This window comes from Halomonas sp. hl-4, from assembly GCF_900215475.1.
Classification (GTDB): Bacteria; Pseudomonadota; Gammaproteobacteria; order Pseudomonadales; family Halomonadaceae; genus Vreelandella.
Genome location: NZ_LT907845.1, coordinates 987712 through 1004802 on the forward strand (window position 1 = coordinate 987712; position 17091 = coordinate 1004802).

The window sequence follows — 17091 nt, forward strand, 5'->3', positions numbered from 1 at the left end:
GGCGTTTACCTTATTTCATCCGTGCGCAGGGCGGTGACAACATGTTCCATGCCTGCGCTGCGCGACCCTTTAACCAACAAACTGGCATTGGGCGGCAACGTATTATGAAGATGACGCACAAGCGTCGCGTGATCATTAAAATGCAATCCACCATCAAAGGCATCGCTGGCTGGCCTTGCGGCTTCACCTAGGGTTAAAAACGTCTCTACCCCCAATTGCGCCGCATAACGGCCAATCTCTGCGTGTAGCTCGCGAGAATCGCTACCCAGCTCACCCATAGCTCCCAACGCACACCAATGCGGCCCCGGCAGACTCACCAGAGTGTCCAATGCCGCTTTGACTGCACCTGGATTGGCGTTGTAAGTGTCATTGAGCACCTTCGCGCCCCGTGGCCCTGGAAGCACACTGAGCCGGTTAGGCAGCGCAGTTAAACACGCTAATCGCTCAATGACCTGCTCTTCCGACACACCCAAGCTGAGTGACGCTGCGGCCGCTGCTAAAGCATTACTGACATTATGTTTGCCAAGCAACGGCAGTTGCACCCGACCAAGGGCTCGCCGTTGATAGTTAAGCGTGAAAGCATAACGCCCTTGAGAGTCACAGGAAAGCGCTTCAGCATAGATATCTGCCGTTGCCTCAACGCTGTAGCTAATGACGCGGCGCGGCGCGGCGCAGGCTGTCCAGTAGGCAAAATACCGATCGTCACGGTTTAAAACCGCCACACCATCAGCCTGCAAGCCACCCAGCACCTCGCCCTTAGCCTGGGCGATTTGCCCCATTCCACCGAACTCGCCAACGTGGGCACCGGTTACATTAGTGATAATCGCGACCTTGGGCTGGGCCAAGCGGGTCGTCCAGGCGATTTCACCCAAATGATTGGCACCTAGTTCGACTACCGCCGCTTGATGGCTAGGCGCAAGCGCCAGCAAGGTTAGCGGGGCGCCAATGTCATTATTGAGGTTGCCTTGGGTGGAGTGAACGGGCCCCAGCGATGCTAAAAGCGTCGCAGTGATGTCTTTTACCGTGGTTTTGCCACTGTTCCCGGTTACCGCCACAAGGGGACCCTGCCAGGCTTGGCGTGCGGCAGCCGCCAACAACCCCAACCCTAAGCGGGTGTCGGAACACACCAACTGAGGCAGCGCGCTATCCACCGGTGCTTCCACCAAGGCAGCAACAGCTCCCGCCTGTTGTGCTTCAGTCAATAAATCATGTCCGTCAAAACGTGGCCCTTTTAGCGCCACAAATAAACCGCCAACCACCATATGGCGCGTGTCGGTGACGATATCTTTTATTGGCATGGTCGCCAAGGCAGGCGGCACTTCAACAGCAAGGGCAGCGGCTACATGACCCAATGTCCAGTCCATCAACGAACTCCCCGGGTCGCCAATGCCGCCTGCACCGCTTCCCCGTCATGATAGGGATAGCGAACGCCTTGAATTTCCTGATAGGGCTCATGCCCTTTCCCCGCGACCAGAATGACATCATCAGGGCTTGCATGACGAACGGCGTAAGCAATTGCCTCGCCCCGCTTTGCTATTTCAAGTGGCTGAGCCTGGTGGCTAAAGCCCGCCAAAATCGCTTGGCGAATACCATCAGCGGGCTCACCACGGGGGTTATCATCGGTCACGATCACGCTATCCGCATGAGTTTCTGCTACACGGGCCATCTCGGCGCGCTTACCGGTATCGCGCTCACCGCCACAGCCAAACACGCACCATAAGCGCCCTGCGTGACTCGCCAGTGCGCGCAGGGCGTTATCAAGTGCATCCGGCGTATGAGCATAGTCCACTACGACGCTGGGGGCGCCCGCTTGACGATAACATTCCATACGTCCTGGAACGGGAGCAAGCGATGCCGCCGCATCAAAAAGCGCCTCCAGAGGCTCGCCTAAGCCGTATAGCGTTGCCATTGCCAACAACACGTTATCCAGATTGAAGCGGCCCATCAGCGACAGCGACAGTGCTTTCTCCCCCTCTGGCGTGGCGATCAAGGCCTGCTGTCCTTGACTATGGGGATGCCAACCCACCACGCGCAGCGTCACCGCCTCGTCCTGGCCCGTCGCCAAAACGCGCACGTGACTATCGCATCCTGCCAACATCAGACGCGCCAGAGAATCATCACCGTTGACAACGGCCAGGGTGAGCTCCGTACGCCGGAACAGTTTGGCCTTAGTCGCTGCATAGGCAGCCATGCTGCCATGATAATCCAAGTGGTCACGGCTCAAATTAGTAAACACACCCGCCGTGATATCAACGCTATCCAGCCTAGATTGATCAAGGGAATGGGACGACACTTCCAACGCCACACGCTTTACGCCCTGGCGAGCCAATTCACCCAGCGCTGCATGCATGGTGAGGGTACCTGGCGTGGTCAAGCCCGTATCGCGCAGCGCACCTAATCGACCGACTCCCAAGGTCCCGATAACCCCCGCGGAGGTCCCCAAGGCATCGCTTAATGCGGCGATGTAATGCGTCACTGAACTCTTTCCATTCGTTCCGGTGACTCCAATCACCTCGGGCCCTTCAGGCAACTGAAAGAGCGCACGGCCAAGCTCGCCTAAACGACGCGTGAGATAGGGCAACTGAAGCACGCGCCCCTGCAGGGTAATATCCCCCTGACTCACATGCGCCAAGACCAAGCCCGCCCCTGCGGCAATGGCATTATCAATAAAATCACGACCATCGAACCGGCCACCGGGGATAGCCACAAACACATCTCCCGGAGTAATTTGCCGGGAGTCACTGGTGATATTAATCCGTTCGGGCAGCGATGGCAGCTCGCTTGGCAACCCGCCCGCGGGCCACACTTTGGCCAGTGCTTGTACCAATTCACTTGGGCTGAGCGTCATGCAATCTCCTTCCCACTAGTCCACCTCATGATCGGGCGGTACATCCAATAATCTGAGTGCGTTACCGGTGACACTTGAGAATACCGGTGCTGCCACTGCTCCACCGTAAAACTCACCTGCTTTCGGGTGGTCAATCATTACCACCGTCACAATGCGCGGATCCGATATCGGGGCAATACCAGCAAATACACTACGATAAGCATCTGTTGCATAACCTCCCTGCCCCGATTTACGTACCGTGCCGGTCTTGCCACCTACGCGATACCCCTCTACCCGGGCTCGGCGACCACCGGAGTAGGCACCTACTGACGTTTCAAGAATGTCAAGCAAATCATTGGCAACATTGGGAGACATTGCCGAGGTTCCCTCGGGAGGCGAAGATAGTCGCAGTAGTGACGGCGGTAATCGCGTGCCATCGTTTGCAATAGCAGTATACGCGCTGGCTAGTTGCACTGCTGATACCGACAACCCGTAGCCATATGAGAGCGCTGCCCGCTCACTACGCGACCAGCGTATCGGGGCAGGCAAATGGCCGTTGCTTTCCCCCGGAAACCCCGTTTCAGCGCTTTGGCCAAAGCCCATTTGATGATATTTTTCCCAAATCGCGTTGTCGTTAAGCTCCAGGGCGAGACGCGACATGCCAATATTGGAGGATTTCTCCAGAATACCCGCCAGATCCAGCTCACCGTAGTTGCGAATATCACGGATTGTGTATTCGTCGATACGCATCCAGCCAGGAGACGTATCGACGACGGTCTCGCTATCAAACCCCTCGCTCTCCAATATCGCCGACATCGCTAATGGCTTCATCACCGAGCCAGGTTCAAATACGTCCACCAGTGCCTGATTACGCAGCCCCCGGGGATCCATGCCGGCCCGATTATTAGGATTGTAAGAGGGCAGATTTGCCATGGCCAGCACCTCACCGCTGCGTGCATCCAGCATCACCACCGAACCGCCGTTTGCCTCGTTTTCGGCAACCGCTGAGCGCAGTTCGCGATAGGCCATATACTGCAGGCGCTGGTCAATCGAGAGAGTCAAATCACCGCCGGGCTGGGCGTCGCGGATAACGTCCAATTCCCTGACTAAGCGCCCTTGGCGATCTTTAATGATGCGACGCTGTCCTGGGTGACCAGCCAAATGAGGCTGGTAGGCAAGCTCGAGACCTTCCTGTCCCACATCATCAACATTGGTGACGCCAAGCAGTTGGGCAGCAACTTCGCCTGCGGGGTAATAGCGCTTGTATTCGCGCTCGGGATACACCCCGGTCGTGCGCAAATCGAGGATGCGCTGGGCGGCTTCTGGCGTCATTTGGCGACGCAGATACATGAATTCACGCTCGCTATAGCGCGCCACGCGGGCCTCAAAATCATCTAGCGACATTCCAAGCGCTTGCGCTAACACAATGCGCTGGATAGGGTCGCTGGGCAATTCCTGAGGATTCGCCCATAGCGTTACAACAGGTGTGGAAATTGCCAGCGGTTCGCCATTGCGGTCGGAAATCATCCCTCGGTGAGCAGGAATAACCTCGTTACGCAGCGTGCGGGCATCGCCCTGGCTTTGCAGAAAGGGGCGATCTATCACTTGAAGCAGCGTAATCCGCCCAATCAGAATGGCGGAGACGATAACGATCGCAAGCAAAATAAAGAAAAACCGCCCACCCGGAAGTGGCGGCGCAACAGGTGGTTGACGTGAGCTGACACCTCGACGCTGAGCACTCATGGCCGAATGACCTCAACATCATTGACGTCTGGAATTCGCATGCCTAAGCGTTGGGTGGCGATTTGTTCGATGCGCGCGGGCGTCGACCAAGCGCCTTCTTCAAGTAGCAGCTGCCCCCATTCGGTATTTAATTGACTCTGCTCCTGCTCTAACCGCTGCAGTTCGGCATATTGGCCACGCGTCGCGTGAGTTGTCGCCACTACGCCAAAAGCCGTTACCAGGCAGGCTACAAAAATCAAACCAAACACCACCGGCCAGGGCCGTAAGCGAAAAGTAAATGGCCACTCAGCTTGTAGGGTGGACAGCCACCGATCAAATTGCTCCATGCTCATGGTTGCATCCGTGGTCACACTCGTTTGCGCGCGGCTCGCATAACCGCGCTGCGGGCACGTGGATTATCGTTCACTTCGCCATCACTTGGACGTTTCCCTTTGCCTAACGCCTCAAGACGACGATTTAATTGATCATCACGAACAGGAACGCCCCGAGGCAAATGGGTATCGCCTCGTACGTGATGCCGGATGAATCGCTTTACGCGGCGATCTTCCAGTGAGTGGAAGCTGATGACCACTAGATGACCACCGGGTGCCAAGGCATCAAGCGCTGCTTCCAAGGCAGCATCCAACTGCTCCAATTCGCCATTTAAATAAATTCGCAGGCCTTGAAACGCCTTGGTCGCAGGATGCCGGCCTTTTTCCCAGGCGGGATGGGCCTGTTTCAGCACTTCGGCCAAATCGACGGTATGCGTAAAAGGCGATTCAACACGGCGTGTGACGACCGCACGTGCTAATCGTTTTGCAAAACGCTCTTCCCCGTAGGTTTTAAATACGTGCGCAATGGTGGCCTCACTGGCGTGGGCAAGAAACTGGGCGGCGCTTTCCCCTTGAGAGGGGTCCATACGCATATCCAGCGGCCCATTGCGCATAAAACTGAAACCACGCTCAGGGTCGTCGAGCTGCGGAGATGAAACGCCTACATCCAATAAAATCCCAGCAAGCTTGCCGTGAACACCTTGTTCACGCGCCACATCGGCCAAGCGGGCAAAGTCGCGCTGGACCATGGTAAAACGTGAATCGGATATCTCCGCTGCAGCCGCCACGGCTTGAGGGTCACGGTCAAGCGCAATCAAGCGCCCCGCCTCGCTCAAGCGCGATAAAATAACCCGTGAATGCCCGCCCCGCCCAAAAGTGCCATCAAGATAAGCACCCTCGGGTTGATGCACGAGAGCATCAACGGCGCCGTCCAGTAGCACGCTGGTATGTTGGAAAGGGGAAATAGCCTGATCCGCGTCAGGTGGCGACATAGTTCACTCACAGCATATTGAGGGGGCGCGCCAAAGCACGCCCCTATGGTTGGGGAGTCGGCCGATAAGCCGGGTTCTGTCGTGGACAGCCATTCCTCTAGGCGCTGCGTTACCCCAGCGCTCAAGCAACCTACCCGGACCCAGCGCGGGCCACGCCATTGGGTCCCTATTTGGTCTTGCTCCGAGTGGGGTTTACCTTGCCACGCACTGTTGCCAGGCGCGCGGTGCGCTCTTACCGCACCCTTTCACCCTTACCGGCCCCGAAGGGCTTAGGCGGTCTACTCTCTGCTGCACTTTCCGTCGGCTCACGCCGCCCAGGCGTTACCTGGCACTCTGCCCTATGGAGCCCGGACTTTCCTCCCCCAACACCTTTTGAGGGGTATTAGCGGCGACTGTCTGGCCAACTCCGGCAGCAAGCATACCAGCGCCCACCGTTCGCCTCAATGCTCGCCTTTCATGCCCTGCAGTCGGGCATACCACGTTTGCTTGCGACCGCCAAACAAGCCAGCCGCCACGCTCGCCGCTTGTTTCACTCCAACGCCCTCATTAAGCAGCGTATGCAGCAATATATCAGCCTCGATAGTCTGGTGTTCGCTTTGTGGCAAAGGCGGAGCACCTGCGACTATCACCACGAACTCCCCCCGCGCTTGATTAGGGTCAGCGGCTAACTGCTCCAATAACGATGCAGGCGTACCGTGAAGAAACGTTTCGAAGGTTTTGGTTAACTCGCGAGCCAGCACGACGTCGCGGCCTTCCATCTGCTCGTGAAGGGCCTCAAGGGTATGCACAATACGATGTGGAGATTCGTAAAATACCAGCGTTTCTTCTCGAACCTTCCATGTGTCCAGCGCCTGTCGGCGAGCTCCCGGCTTGGCCGGCAGAAAACCAGCAAACACAAACCGATCGGTGGGCAAGCCCGCCGCAGACAACGCAGTAATTAGCGCACAGGGACCAGGTATCGGCACGATATGGCGATTACGTGCGCGAAGCTCGCGCACCAACACAAACCCTGGATCGCTAATTAGCGGCGTGCCTGCATCACTAATCAGAGCAATATCCTCTCCCGCTGCAAGATAACCGTCTAACGTATCGACCCGCCTCGCTTCATTATGCTCGTGCAAAGACAGCATCGGTTTATTCAGCCCTAAGTGCGACAGCAAACGCGCACTATGGCGGGTATCCTCGGCGGCAACACGTGCCACGTCGCCAAGCAGGCGAACCGCACGAATGGATAGGTCATCCAAATTCCCAATCGGCGTGGCAACCACGTACAATGTGCCGGGTGCTATATGTGTCATTGTGACTCCCAATTCGTCAATGGCTTGCTCCACGGTACGCTATGCTTGTGCAGTAGCCGCCAAATCGTTGACAAGCAGCGACGGCGCAAATGAAAACTAAGGAAGGATACATGAAACAGTCATTACGTGGCTTTCTGGCCGCTACGCTCATGGCGCTTCTCATGGCGGGTTGTGCGACACAGTCTCCCAGCGTTGTCGACCGCGAACCCGACCAAGACCCTGGCCAACTGCTCAGCCAAGCGGAAGAACAGGGCCCCGAAGAGGCGGCTAAGACGCGCCTTGAAGCGGTCGACATTTTAGCCCGCCAGGGCGAGCGTGAGGATGCGTTTGACGTCGCCAAGTCTCTCGACGAGCAAGCGTTATCCGAGTCAGACCGGGTACGTTGGGCACTGGTATTTTCCGAGCTAGCCCGAGCGCTCGACGAGCCCGATAGCGTTTTGCGCGCCACCCAAGTGCTTAACGACGAACTGCCCATGGAGTCGGACCAACAGCGCACGCTTGAAGACCGCCAGCGCTGGGCGCGCGAGGCGCTCGACAAACCTGACCCAGAACGTTTTGCGCTCCCTGAATTAGAAGGCGAGACGATTAACCGCATCGCCGTAGCGCTACCCGAGTCCGGCACGCTTAGCAGCGTAGCCGAAACCATTGCCGACGCCATGCGCCGCCACCACGACATTCAAGATGACGATGTACAGCTGAGCTTTCTAGATGCTTCGGAATACTCGCTCAACGAACTTTATGATCGTGTTGAGCAAATGAACGCGCAGGTTATGATTGGCCCGTTAGATAAGGAACAAGTGACCCAGCTTGAACAGCGCGATAGCGTGCCGGTACCAACCCTGGCGCTCAATTACGGCAGTAGCGACCGCAATCAAGCAAAGCGGCTTTTCCAATACGGCCTCTCAGCTGAAGACGAAGCGCGTCAGGCAGCACGCCGCGCATGGCAGGATGGGCACCGTCAAATGTCCCTCATGGTACCAGACAACAACTGGGGGCAGCGCGTTGGCGAAGCCTTCTGGAATGAGTGGCATCGCCAAGGCGGCGATATCAGCAATGCAGTGCGTTACAATCCTGACAACCCAGTATCTGATGCGGTTGAAACAGCCTTAAACGTTCGCGGCGAACGTGCACAGCTTGATGACATTGACGCTCTCTTTTTGCTAGCGCTCCCGGACTACGCGCGCCAAGTTCCGCCCACAATGGATTACTACTACGCGCCAGACCTTCCCGTTTATGCCACGTCTCACTTACATGAAGGTCAACGCCAGACACGTCTTGACCAAGACCTCAATGAAGTGATGTTCATGGATATTCCGTGGCAAATTCCCGATGCCGCTGTGGGTGGCGAAGAAGTCCTGCCGTTCTATGACAGTTACCAGCGCATGCGTGAAGAGTCTGACGCCTCATTATTTCGTTTGATGGCAATGGGGGTCGATGCCTATGAAATCGCCACCCGCCTCTCTGACTTTTCTGAACTTGAAGGCTTTGATGGCAGCACAGGCAGGCTGTTCCTCACCGGCGATGGACGCATTTACCGCGAACTGCCCTGGGCCAAGTTCCAAAACGGCACGCCGTCGCCGATTCTGATCCCTGGTTTAATGGGTGATGAAGAAGATACCGACGAGCGCGATGACAACTAGCCCGAAGACGGCGCGAGCACGCGGCCAGGCCATTGAGCAGTTTGCTGCTCAATGGCTGCAGCAACAAGGGCTGCGTTTAATCGCCAGTAATCACCATGTTAAGGGTGGCGAGCTTGACCTGATCATGCAAGATGCGGATATTCTGGTCTTCGTAGAGGTCAAACACCGTAAATCAAGCCGCTATGGGCATCCACTTGAGTCAGTAACGGCTCAAAAACAGCAGCGGTTGGTTCGAGCAGCAAGGCTTTACTTAGCCACAATGCGCCACCCATCAGCGTGTCGTTTTGATGTCGTCGCCATCTCCGGCACGCCCCCTCAGGTGGAAGTTGAGTGGGTAAAAGCCGCGTTTGACGCCTTTTGAATTCACAACCAGGAAGCCCTAATGGACTTTCAATCACGCATACTGGGCCATTTCAACGCCAGCATTGATACCAAAACCTACGCCAGCGAGGTGCTACCACCTTTCATCGAGGTCGCCAGCCAAATGATGGTGCAGTGCCTGGTTAGCGAAGGCAAAATTCTCGCCTGCGGTAACGGCGGTAGTGCCGGTGATAGCCAACATTTCTCATCAGAACTACTCAACCGCTTTGAGCGTGAGCGGCCAAGTTTACCCGCGCTGGCATTAACAACGGACACCTCCACGCTAACCTCAATTGCCAATGACTATACGTATAACGAAGTATTTTCAAAACAAATCAGGGCATTAGGCCAGCCTGGCGATATTCTTTTGGCGATTTCAACCAGCGGCAATTCAGCCAATATTGTCCAGGCGATACAAGCTGCCCATGATCGCGACATGGCGGTTGTGGCGTTAACTGGCCGGGATGGCGGTGACATGGCATCGCTACTAGGCCAAGATGACTGCGAAATTCGCGTGCCAGCCACTTCCACGGCCCGCATCCAGGAAGTCCACTTATTGGTCATCCACTGTCTATGCGATTTAATTGATGAGCAACTATTCGGTGGCTAGTCCATCGCCACCGACGATGAAAAGGAACCTACCAATGACGCTACAACTCCCCTCCTTGCGCACGTCTCGCCTATTGATGGCTGCCGTGCTAGGTGCCAGCATTTTGCTTGCAGGCTGCGCGACTAACACCCGGGTTGATTCATCAAACTATGCCCAGCGTAGTGAAGACGTGGCCGCTGTTGACGCCACCATCGAACGAGAAGTGGGCCGCGCTTTAGAGCGCGCCGACGGACGCTTGGGTGATGCACGTATTCGCCCTCATAGTTTCAATGGCATCGTGTTGCTAGTCGGACAAGTGCCCAGCGAAGAACTACGCGAAATGGCAGAAAAAGTCACCTCTGACTTGCGCGGTGTCGAAGAGGTGCATAATGAATTGAACGTGGCAGCGCGCTTGCCATCTACCCAGCGTCTTACCGACACTTGGTTAACTAGCAACGTAGTGAGCCGACTGGCTACCAATGACAGCATCGACTCCTCGAAGCTAAAAGTAACAACGGAAAACGCTAGCGTTTACATCATGGGCATGGTGTCACGCGATGAGGGGGAGCGCATTGTTAACGCTGCCTCTAACGTGGCAGGTGTACAGCGCATTGTAAAAGTCTTCGAGTATATCGACGATTGAATTGCGCACTGTCATCGAAAGCTAAAAGGCCTCGCCGTTTTACGGCGAGGCCTTTTAATATTATAGCTAACTTAACAAATAGCTAAAAACAGACTACTTCACGACACGCAGTGATGGTTTTTTCTTGCTACTGCTGGGTTTATTTTTGAACTCTTCCTCTGACGCATCTGCCGACGTATCTTCAGGGGATGACTCGGCGTCAGGCGTTGAATCTGTCACCGTCAACGTTGGCTTGCTGGCAGAAGACGTGTCATCTAACGACTCTTCACCTTCGGACGAGGCCAATTCCGGCTCGTGTCCGAAAACCATTCCGGCCCCGTTTTCCCGCGCATAAATCGCGATCAGCGCCGGCGTAGGAATCATCACCTGCATAGGCTGGCCACCAAAACGCGCGTTGAAGCCAATCGCTTGGTTTTCCATGAACAAGTCTCGCACCGCTGTGGGAGCGACATTCAGCACGATTTGGCCGTTCTGCACAAATTGGCGCGGCACTTCAACACCGGGCTGAGTGGCATCCACGACGAGATGCGGCGTTAGCTCATTGTCTAGCAACCATTCGTAAAGCGCTCGGGCGATATAAGGACGGCTCGATTTCATCTAGACTCGCTCCTCCTAGAGACAAGGCCCCGCCACGCGAGGCCCAGGTGGGTTCAAGCACGCATCTCTTTTTCGCGCTCGTTCAACGCGGCCTTAAAAGCCTCGCGCTCAAACACCCGCGACATATAGCTTAGTAGCGGCTTTACCTGTTTTTCTGGCAGCTCAATATTCAGCGCCGGCAATCTCCATAGAATCGGCGCCAAGCAGCAGTCCACGAGAGTGAACTCGTCACTCATGAAATACGGCATATCTTCGAAAATAGGTGAAATACCAATCAAGCTCTCGCGCAGTTCTTTGCGTGCTTTTTCAGCGTCTTTTTTCCCACCGCTGATAATTTGCTCCACCATCGGACACCATTCGCGCTCAATGCGATGCATCCATAGGCGGCTCTGGGCACGCGCCACGGGATAAACAGGCAGTAACGGCGGATGCGGGAAACGCTCATCCAGGTATTCCATCATGACTTTCGACTCGTAAAGTACCAAGTCGCGGTCAAGCAGCGTCGGCACGCTGTTGTATGGATTCAAGTCGGCGAGCTCGTCGGGCACATTCTCGCCAGAGACATCGACAACGTCGACAGCCACGCCCTTCTCAGCCAGTACAATGCGCACACGATGACTGAAATGATCATCATTACCTGAATAAAAAATCATTGACGACCGTTTGGCCACAACACCCATGAAACCATCCTCGCAACGAATCAATCTTGGATAATAACACGTCCACCCCACCCTTGGGGAAGCCAACGCTCTGCATTACCGACAAGACTAACACGCAAAAAGGCGCACGGACCGGCCGCACGCCCTAGGTTGCCCTTTCCCATCACTTTCAGTGAATGTCGCGCCAGTACTCACGCTTGAGAAAATACGCAATGACGGCAAAAATAAATAAAAATATTAGCACCTTCGGCGCTAATGCCTGTGCTTGAAGTTTGGAGGGCTCGCCCACATAAGCGAGGAAGTTGGTCAGATCATAGACCTCACCTTCAAACTCCTCCGGAGTTAATTCCCCCTGCTCGGTAACCTCTAATGTATTGCAGTCGGCTTCTTCCTCGGAGGCTTCCTCTTCGTTACCCTCTGAGGCACTCTCTTCAGGGCATACCTTTTCTTGCACACCCTGCAAGGGCTCAAGCACGTTAGGCATGGCCACCAGCTCAAATACGGTGTTGTTAACCCCTGTGGGGCGCTCCGGATCCTGGTAAAAACTGAGCAGGTACGAATACAGCCAGTCAGTGCCGTGCAGTCGCGCTGACAACGTCAAATCAGGTGGTGGCGCACCAAACCAGGCCTCGCCGTCATCCTCGCTCATAGCCGTATTCATCTGATCATTGAATGCCATTTCAGGGGAGAAAATAACGTTGTCTTCAATGATATCCTGGGGAATCGCCAAATCCTCGGCAGCACGCGAGAACCGCTGGTATTCAAGCGAATGACACCCCATACAGTAGTTAACGTAAAGCTTCATCCCATTTTGCAGCGACGCCTTGTCTTGCAAGTCAGGCTCCATTGAATGAGGCGCACTCCCCCCCCCAGCAGCCATAACTGAGATGGGGGCCAGCGCGGCGAGCAGTGCGATCAGTGTTTTTTTCATTAGCCAGTCACCCTTTCTGGTACGGGTTTTGTTTTTTCTAACCGCGTATAGATCGGCATCAACAGGAAATAAGCGAAGTAGATCACCGTGCATAATTGGGCCACTAACGTTCGAGTGCCGGTTGAAGGCAACACTCCAAGCACGCCCAGCGTCACAAAGCTTGCCGCAAATAACGCCAGCATCAACTTGGAGATCCAGCCCTTATAGCGAATTGATCGCACGGGGCTGCGGTCCAGCCAAGGCAACACAAACATCACCGCAATAGCGGCGCCCATACACATCACACCCAGGAATTTTGCCTCCAGACCAAAAATCGAGAAAGTGATCGCTCTTAAAATGGCGTAGAAGGGCGTGAAATACCACACGGGGGCGATATGATCAGGCGTTTGCAATGGGTTAGCCGGTTCAAAGTTAGGCGTCTCTATGAAATAACCACCGCCTTCCGGGAAATAAAACACCACCACGCAAAACACAAACAGAAACACCGCCACGCCGACCAGATCTTTCACGGTGTAGTAAGGGTGAAAAGGTATGCCATCCCGAGGGTTACCGGCTTCATCCTTTTTCTGCTTGATATCGATACCGTCTGGGTTATTTGAGCCCACCTCGTGTAGTGCAATAATATGCAGCACAACCAGCGCCAAAATAACAATCGGCAACGCCACCACATGGAGCGCAAAAAAACGATTCAGCGTAATGCCCGAAATCAAGTAGTCACCGCGCACCCACTGCGCCAAATCCGGACCAATCGCCGGGATGGCCGAAAAGAGGGAAATAATCACCTGCGCGCCCCAATACGACATTTGCCCCCAGGGCAACAGGTAGCCCATGAATGCTTCGGCCATCAGCGTCAAATAAATCGCCATGCCGAAAATCCACACTAGCTCGCGGGGCGCCTTGTAGGAGCCATACAGCAAACCGCGAAACATATGCAGATAAATCACCACAAAAAAGGCCGACGCCCCTGTGGTATGCATATAGCGGATCAGCCAGCCCCATTCCACATCACGCATAATGTATTCAATGGAGTCAAAGGCCCCTTCAGCGCTCGGGTTAAAGCTCATGGTCAGCCAAATCCCGGTGAGGATTTGATTGACCAGCACCAACAGCGCAAGAGAACCGAAAAAGTACCAGAAGTTAAAGTTTTTAGGCGCGAAGTAATGAGACAGGTGGTCTTGAAATAGCTGCGTTGCCGGGAAGCGGTCATCCACCCAACGCATCAGGCCACGCAGGGCTTTAGCTTTATTCGGATTACCCATTAGGCCGTCTCCTCATCTTCGCCAACGACAATGATGTTATCGCCTTCAAAACGATAAGGGGGAACTTCCAGGTTGGTCGGTGCGGGAACATTGCTAAAAACACGCCCCGCTAAATCGAAGCGCGAGCCATGACAAGGACAGAAAAAGCCGCCGGGCCAATCGTCGACGCCAACGCCATCTGCGTCAGGCTCAGGACGATAAACAGGCGAACAGCCAAGATGGGTGCAAATACCGATCAGCACGCCAATTTCGGGACGGATTGAGCGCATTTGACCGGCACTATAGGTCGGCTGCAAAGAGGATTCAGAGTCCGGGTCAGCGAGACGATCAACAGCGAAGGCTTCGGTACGCTCGATCATCTCGGGCGTACGATTGATAATCCAGACGGGACGCCCCCTCCACTCGACCGTCATGCGTTGCCCTGGGGCCAATTTCGATACGTCCGCCTGAACAGGCGCCCCTGCCGCTCGCGCTTTTGCACTAGGTTGCCATGCCGACACAAACGGGATTGCGACTCCAACTGCCCCTACCGCGCCGACAACGGTCGTCGCCCCTACAAGGAAACGACGCCGCCCCTTGTTAACGCCGCTATTTGCCATCTCCGGTCTCCCCCACTTTTTCCTCGCCGCACCATTAAGCGCCTGGGCAAGGCTTGCTATTGTTATTTACTTGCTATGCATAAAGTTGGCTGGTCCGCATGCAACGCACGCTTAACATTCCATCATTAACGTACACCTTGTCGAGTTATTGTTGTAGCAAAAAAAAACGCCCAGGCCGATGGCCTGAGCGCTTTTCGCAGTGTTGCTGAAGCGTTGATTAACGCTTGGAGAACTGCGGGCGACGACGCGCTTTGCGTAGGCCGACTTTCTTACGTTCTACCTGACGAGCGTCGCGCGTTACATAACCAGCCGCACGTAATGTAGGACGTAAGCCCTCATTGTAGTCCATTAACGCGCGAGTGATGCCGTGGCGAATAGCACCGGCTTGAGATGAGCCACCGCCGCCTTCAACCGTGACGTAAATGTCGAACTGGTTGACAGTTTCGGTCAGCTCTAGTGGCTGGCGCACAACCATACGACCGGTCACACGACCAAAGTACTGGTCGAGTTCACGATTGTTGACGGTAATTTTGCCGGAGCCCGGCTTCATAAAGACGCGAGCGGTGGAAGTCTTGCGGCGCCCGGTACCGTAATACTGCTGTGTCATGGCGAAGATTTCCTCAGATGTTCAGTTCAAGCGGCTGTTGGGCAGCATGCGGATGCTCGGCACCAGCGTACACTTTTAGCTTTGAGTACATGGCACGGCCTAACGGACCTTTTGGCAGCATGCCTTTAACGGCAGACTCAATGATGCGCTCGGGAGCATGGTCGAGCATTTTATCGAACGTCATGGAGCGCAAACCGCCCGGGTAACCAGTGTGGCGGTAGTAGGTCTTGGCCTTCGCCTTGTTGCCGGTCACTTGGACTTTTTCCGCGTTGATCACCACGATGTAATCGCCGGTATCAACGTGAGGGGTAAATTCGGGCTTGTGCTTACCGCGTAAGCGGCGAGCAATTTCGGTAGCCAGACGACCGAGCGTTTTGTCCGTTGCATCAACAACGTACCAATCGCGCTGGACGGACTGCGGCTTAGCACTGAACGTCTTCATGGATGAAATCACCAGTTAAAATGTATTGGGTGCTACACACCGCCAAGCGGTATTGCACCATCCCTATTTTTTTTGGTTGTAGGTAACGTCCCTACAACGTGTAGCGAGGCGGCATTCTACAGGATGCCGCGCGCCAAGTTAAGCCTTAATGCGGTTGCCGAGCAATTTTCTGGGCGTCTTTTCCATCGACAAGCTCAAGAGGCAGCTATTTAAGCCGAATCATCAGGGCTTATGCGGAAGCGCCAGATACTCATGAGACTGCATTTCCTGCAGCCGTGAAAGCGTGCGCTGATATTCAAAGGTGAGCTTTCCGTCCTGGTAGAGCGATTCCACAGGGGCTTCGGCCGACATCAATACTTTGACGCCGCGGTCATAGAATTCGTCGACCATGTTGATAAAACGCCTTGCCTGGTCATCGTCAGCGCCGCGCATTGCGGGCACGTTAGAAACGATAATCGTGTGGAATTCCCGCGCCAGCTCTATATAGTCATTTTGACTTCGCGGCCCATCACACAGCTCGGCAAATTCAAACCAAGCGATATCATCGTGCAATCGGCGGGTCGTCAGCACACGTTGGTTGATTTCAAGGGGCGCATCCTCCTCCCCAGGTTGTCCGGCAATCTCACGAAAACTACGCGAAAGCTCTTTCTCGGCTGCCTCATCCAGCGGTGTATGAAAGATTTCAGCGCGTTCCAAAGCTCGCAGGCGATAGTCAACGCCCGAGTCCACATTTACCACACGACAATGGCGATTAAGCAAGTCGATCGCCGGCAGGAAACGTTCGCGCTGCAAGCCATCTCTATACAAGTCGTCAGGCACGATATTCGATGTAGCCACGAGAACAACACCTCGCTCAAAGAGGGCCTCAAGCAGATTCGCCAGTATCATGGCATCGGTAATATCTTTGACGAAAAACTCATCGAAACAAATCACCCGCGCCTCATTGGCGAACTTGCTCGCTACCAACGTCAGGGGATTTTTTTCACCTTTGTAGTGAGTCAATTCATTATGAACACGCTGCATAAACCGATGGAAGTGAGTACGCATTTTATCGGCAAATGGAAGCGTCTCGTAAAAGGTATCCACCAAGTAAGTCTTACCCCGGCCGACCCCGCCCCAAAAATAAAGCCCTTGGACACTTGGCGTGGCGGGCTCAGATACTGTGTTTCTTTTGCCCAGCAGGCCCGCCACTTTGGCTTTTAGCCCTTTATTGGCAAGAACCGTTTTCGGCACCGTTGATGGCGTCGACAGCAATGCATCGTACAAGCGTTGCAATTGAGCAACCGCCGCTTCCTGGGCAGCGTCATACTCGAAACCTTCGCGCTTAAGGTCTTCCCGATAACGCCCCATTGGCGTTGCCGCTCTATACGCTGGCTCACCACCGGCCGACGTCGCGCTCATCGTTTAACTCTCCCGTTATTTGCAGTTTGAGGTTGCTGAAAAGCACCAGACGAGCTGAAATAAAGCACTAATTATACGTGGTTACGCTTGCCAACGCATGAGCATTGACCCAACCATCATGAAGACGCCTATAATAGCGGTCGACTGTTATACGCGCTGCACGATAAGCAGCGGCAGGCATCAAGGGAGATAA

General features: G+C 54.9%; 18 protein-coding genes and 1 other RNA gene. 4 read left to right on the plus strand and 15 right to left on the minus strand.

Annotated features, from left to right (window positions below; translation table 11 throughout):
* Positions 1–5 precede the first annotated feature (5 nt).
* From CPH17_RS04855 to rsmI, 7 genes are all read right to left on the minus strand, one after another.
* Positions 6–1364, minus strand: coding sequence for a UDP-N-acetylmuramoyl-tripeptide--D-alanyl-D-alanine ligase (locus CPH17_RS04855; protein ID WP_074396724.1), 1359 nt, complete (start codon positions 1362–1364; stop codon positions 6–8).
* On the minus strand, positions 1364–2848 hold the full coding sequence (locus CPH17_RS04860; protein ID WP_074396725.1) for a UDP-N-acetylmuramoyl-L-alanyl-D-glutamate--2,6-diaminopimelate ligase: 1485 nt from the start codon (positions 2846–2848) through the stop codon (positions 1364–1366). Before CPH17_RS04860 ends, CPH17_RS04855 begins: the two co-directional genes overlap by 1 nt.
* A 15-nt stretch (positions 2849–2863) precedes the next feature.
* Positions 2864–4570 (minus strand): peptidoglycan D,D-transpeptidase FtsI family protein, encoded by a 1707-nt coding sequence (locus CPH17_RS04865; protein WP_074396726.1) that lies wholly within the window; start codon positions 4568–4570, stop codon positions 2864–2866.
* The gene (ftsL, locus tag CPH17_RS04870) at positions 4567–4902 is read right to left on the minus strand and encodes a cell division protein FtsL (protein WP_074396727.1); all 336 of its coding nucleotides are present in this window, start codon (positions 4900–4902) and stop codon (positions 4567–4569) included. The genes CPH17_RS04865 and ftsL overlap by 4 nt, the downstream gene beginning before the upstream one ends.
* 14 nt (positions 4903–4916) lie before the next feature.
* Complete coding sequence (gene rsmH / locus CPH17_RS04875; RefSeq protein WP_096298408.1) at positions 4917–5873, minus strand: 16S rRNA (cytosine(1402)-N(4))-methyltransferase RsmH; 957 nt, start codon at positions 5871–5873, stop codon at positions 4917–4919.
* A 49-nt stretch (positions 5874–5922) separates the two neighbouring features.
* Positions 5923–6281: RNase P RNA component class A (gene rnpB / locus CPH17_RS04880), an RNA gene on the minus strand.
* Between the two features lie 32 nt (positions 6282–6313).
* Positions 6314–7171, minus strand: a complete 858-nt coding sequence (gene rsmI / locus CPH17_RS04885; protein ID WP_096298410.1) for a 16S rRNA (cytidine(1402)-2'-O)-methyltransferase — start codon at positions 7169–7171, stop codon at positions 6314–6316.
* Between the two features lie 110 nt (positions 7172–7281).
* Between rsmI and CPH17_RS04890 the strand changes: the two genes are divergently transcribed.
* The 4 genes from CPH17_RS04890 to CPH17_RS04905 are packed head-to-tail and all read left to right on the plus strand — an operon-like array spanning position 7282 to position 10403.
* A complete protein-coding gene (locus CPH17_RS04890) occupies positions 7282–8811 on the plus strand; it encodes a penicillin-binding protein activator (protein WP_074396730.1) in 1530 nt (509 codons plus the stop codon).
* Positions 8801–9172: a YraN family protein gene (locus CPH17_RS04895; RefSeq protein WP_096298413.1), complete on the plus strand. Its 372-nt coding sequence runs from the start codon at positions 8801–8803 to the stop codon at positions 9170–9172. Before CPH17_RS04890 ends, CPH17_RS04895 begins: the two co-directional genes overlap by 11 nt.
* Before the next feature lie 21 nt (positions 9173–9193).
* Complete coding sequence (locus CPH17_RS04900; RefSeq protein WP_074396732.1) at positions 9194–9781, plus strand: phosphoheptose isomerase; 588 nt, start codon at positions 9194–9196, stop codon at positions 9779–9781.
* Between the two features lie 34 nt (positions 9782–9815).
* Positions 9816–10403, plus strand: coding sequence for a BON domain-containing protein (locus CPH17_RS04905; RefSeq protein ID WP_231898078.1), 588 nt, complete (start codon positions 9816–9818; stop codon positions 10401–10403).
* Between the two features lie 93 nt (positions 10404–10496).
* Here the strand turns inward: CPH17_RS04905 and CPH17_RS04910 are convergent, their stop codons facing one another.
* From CPH17_RS04910 to zapE, 8 genes are all read right to left on the minus strand, one after another.
* Positions 10497–11000, minus strand: coding sequence for a ClpXP protease specificity-enhancing factor (locus CPH17_RS04910; protein WP_096298415.1), 504 nt, complete (start codon positions 10998–11000; stop codon positions 10497–10499).
* Positions 11001–11053: 53 nt separating this feature from the next.
* A complete protein-coding gene (sspA, locus tag CPH17_RS04915; RefSeq protein WP_074396735.1) occupies positions 11054–11680 on the minus strand; it encodes a stringent starvation protein SspA in 627 nt (208 codons plus the stop codon).
* A gap of 148 nt (positions 11681–11828) precedes the next feature.
* Positions 11829–12590 carry a cytochrome c1 gene (locus CPH17_RS04920; protein WP_074396736.1) on the minus strand — a complete coding sequence of 254 codons (762 nt, stop codon included), beginning with the start codon at positions 12588–12590 and terminating at the stop codon, positions 11829–11831.
* Complete coding sequence (locus tag CPH17_RS04925; protein ID WP_074396737.1) at positions 12590–13849, minus strand: cytochrome b; 1260 nt, start codon at positions 13847–13849, stop codon at positions 12590–12592. The genes CPH17_RS04920 and CPH17_RS04925 overlap by 1 nt, the downstream gene beginning before the upstream one ends.
* Positions 13849–14448: a ubiquinol-cytochrome c reductase iron-sulfur subunit gene (gene petA / locus CPH17_RS04930; protein ID WP_074396738.1), complete on the minus strand. Its 600-nt coding sequence runs from the start codon at positions 14446–14448 to the stop codon at positions 13849–13851. Before petA ends, CPH17_RS04925 begins: the two co-directional genes overlap by 1 nt.
* A gap of 217 nt (positions 14449–14665) precedes the next feature.
* Complete coding sequence (gene rpsI / locus CPH17_RS04935; RefSeq protein ID WP_096298417.1) at positions 14666–15055, minus strand: 30S ribosomal protein S9; 390 nt, start codon at positions 15053–15055, stop codon at positions 14666–14668.
* A gap of 13 nt (positions 15056–15068) precedes the next feature.
* A complete protein-coding gene (gene rplM / locus CPH17_RS04940; protein ID WP_016913499.1) occupies positions 15069–15497 on the minus strand; it encodes a 50S ribosomal protein L13 in 429 nt (142 codons plus the stop codon).
* Positions 15498–15719: 222 nt separating this feature from the next.
* Complete coding sequence (zapE, locus tag CPH17_RS04945; RefSeq protein ID WP_096298419.1) at positions 15720–16898, minus strand: cell division protein ZapE; 1179 nt, start codon at positions 16896–16898, stop codon at positions 15720–15722.
* Positions 16899–17091 lie beyond the last annotated feature (193 nt).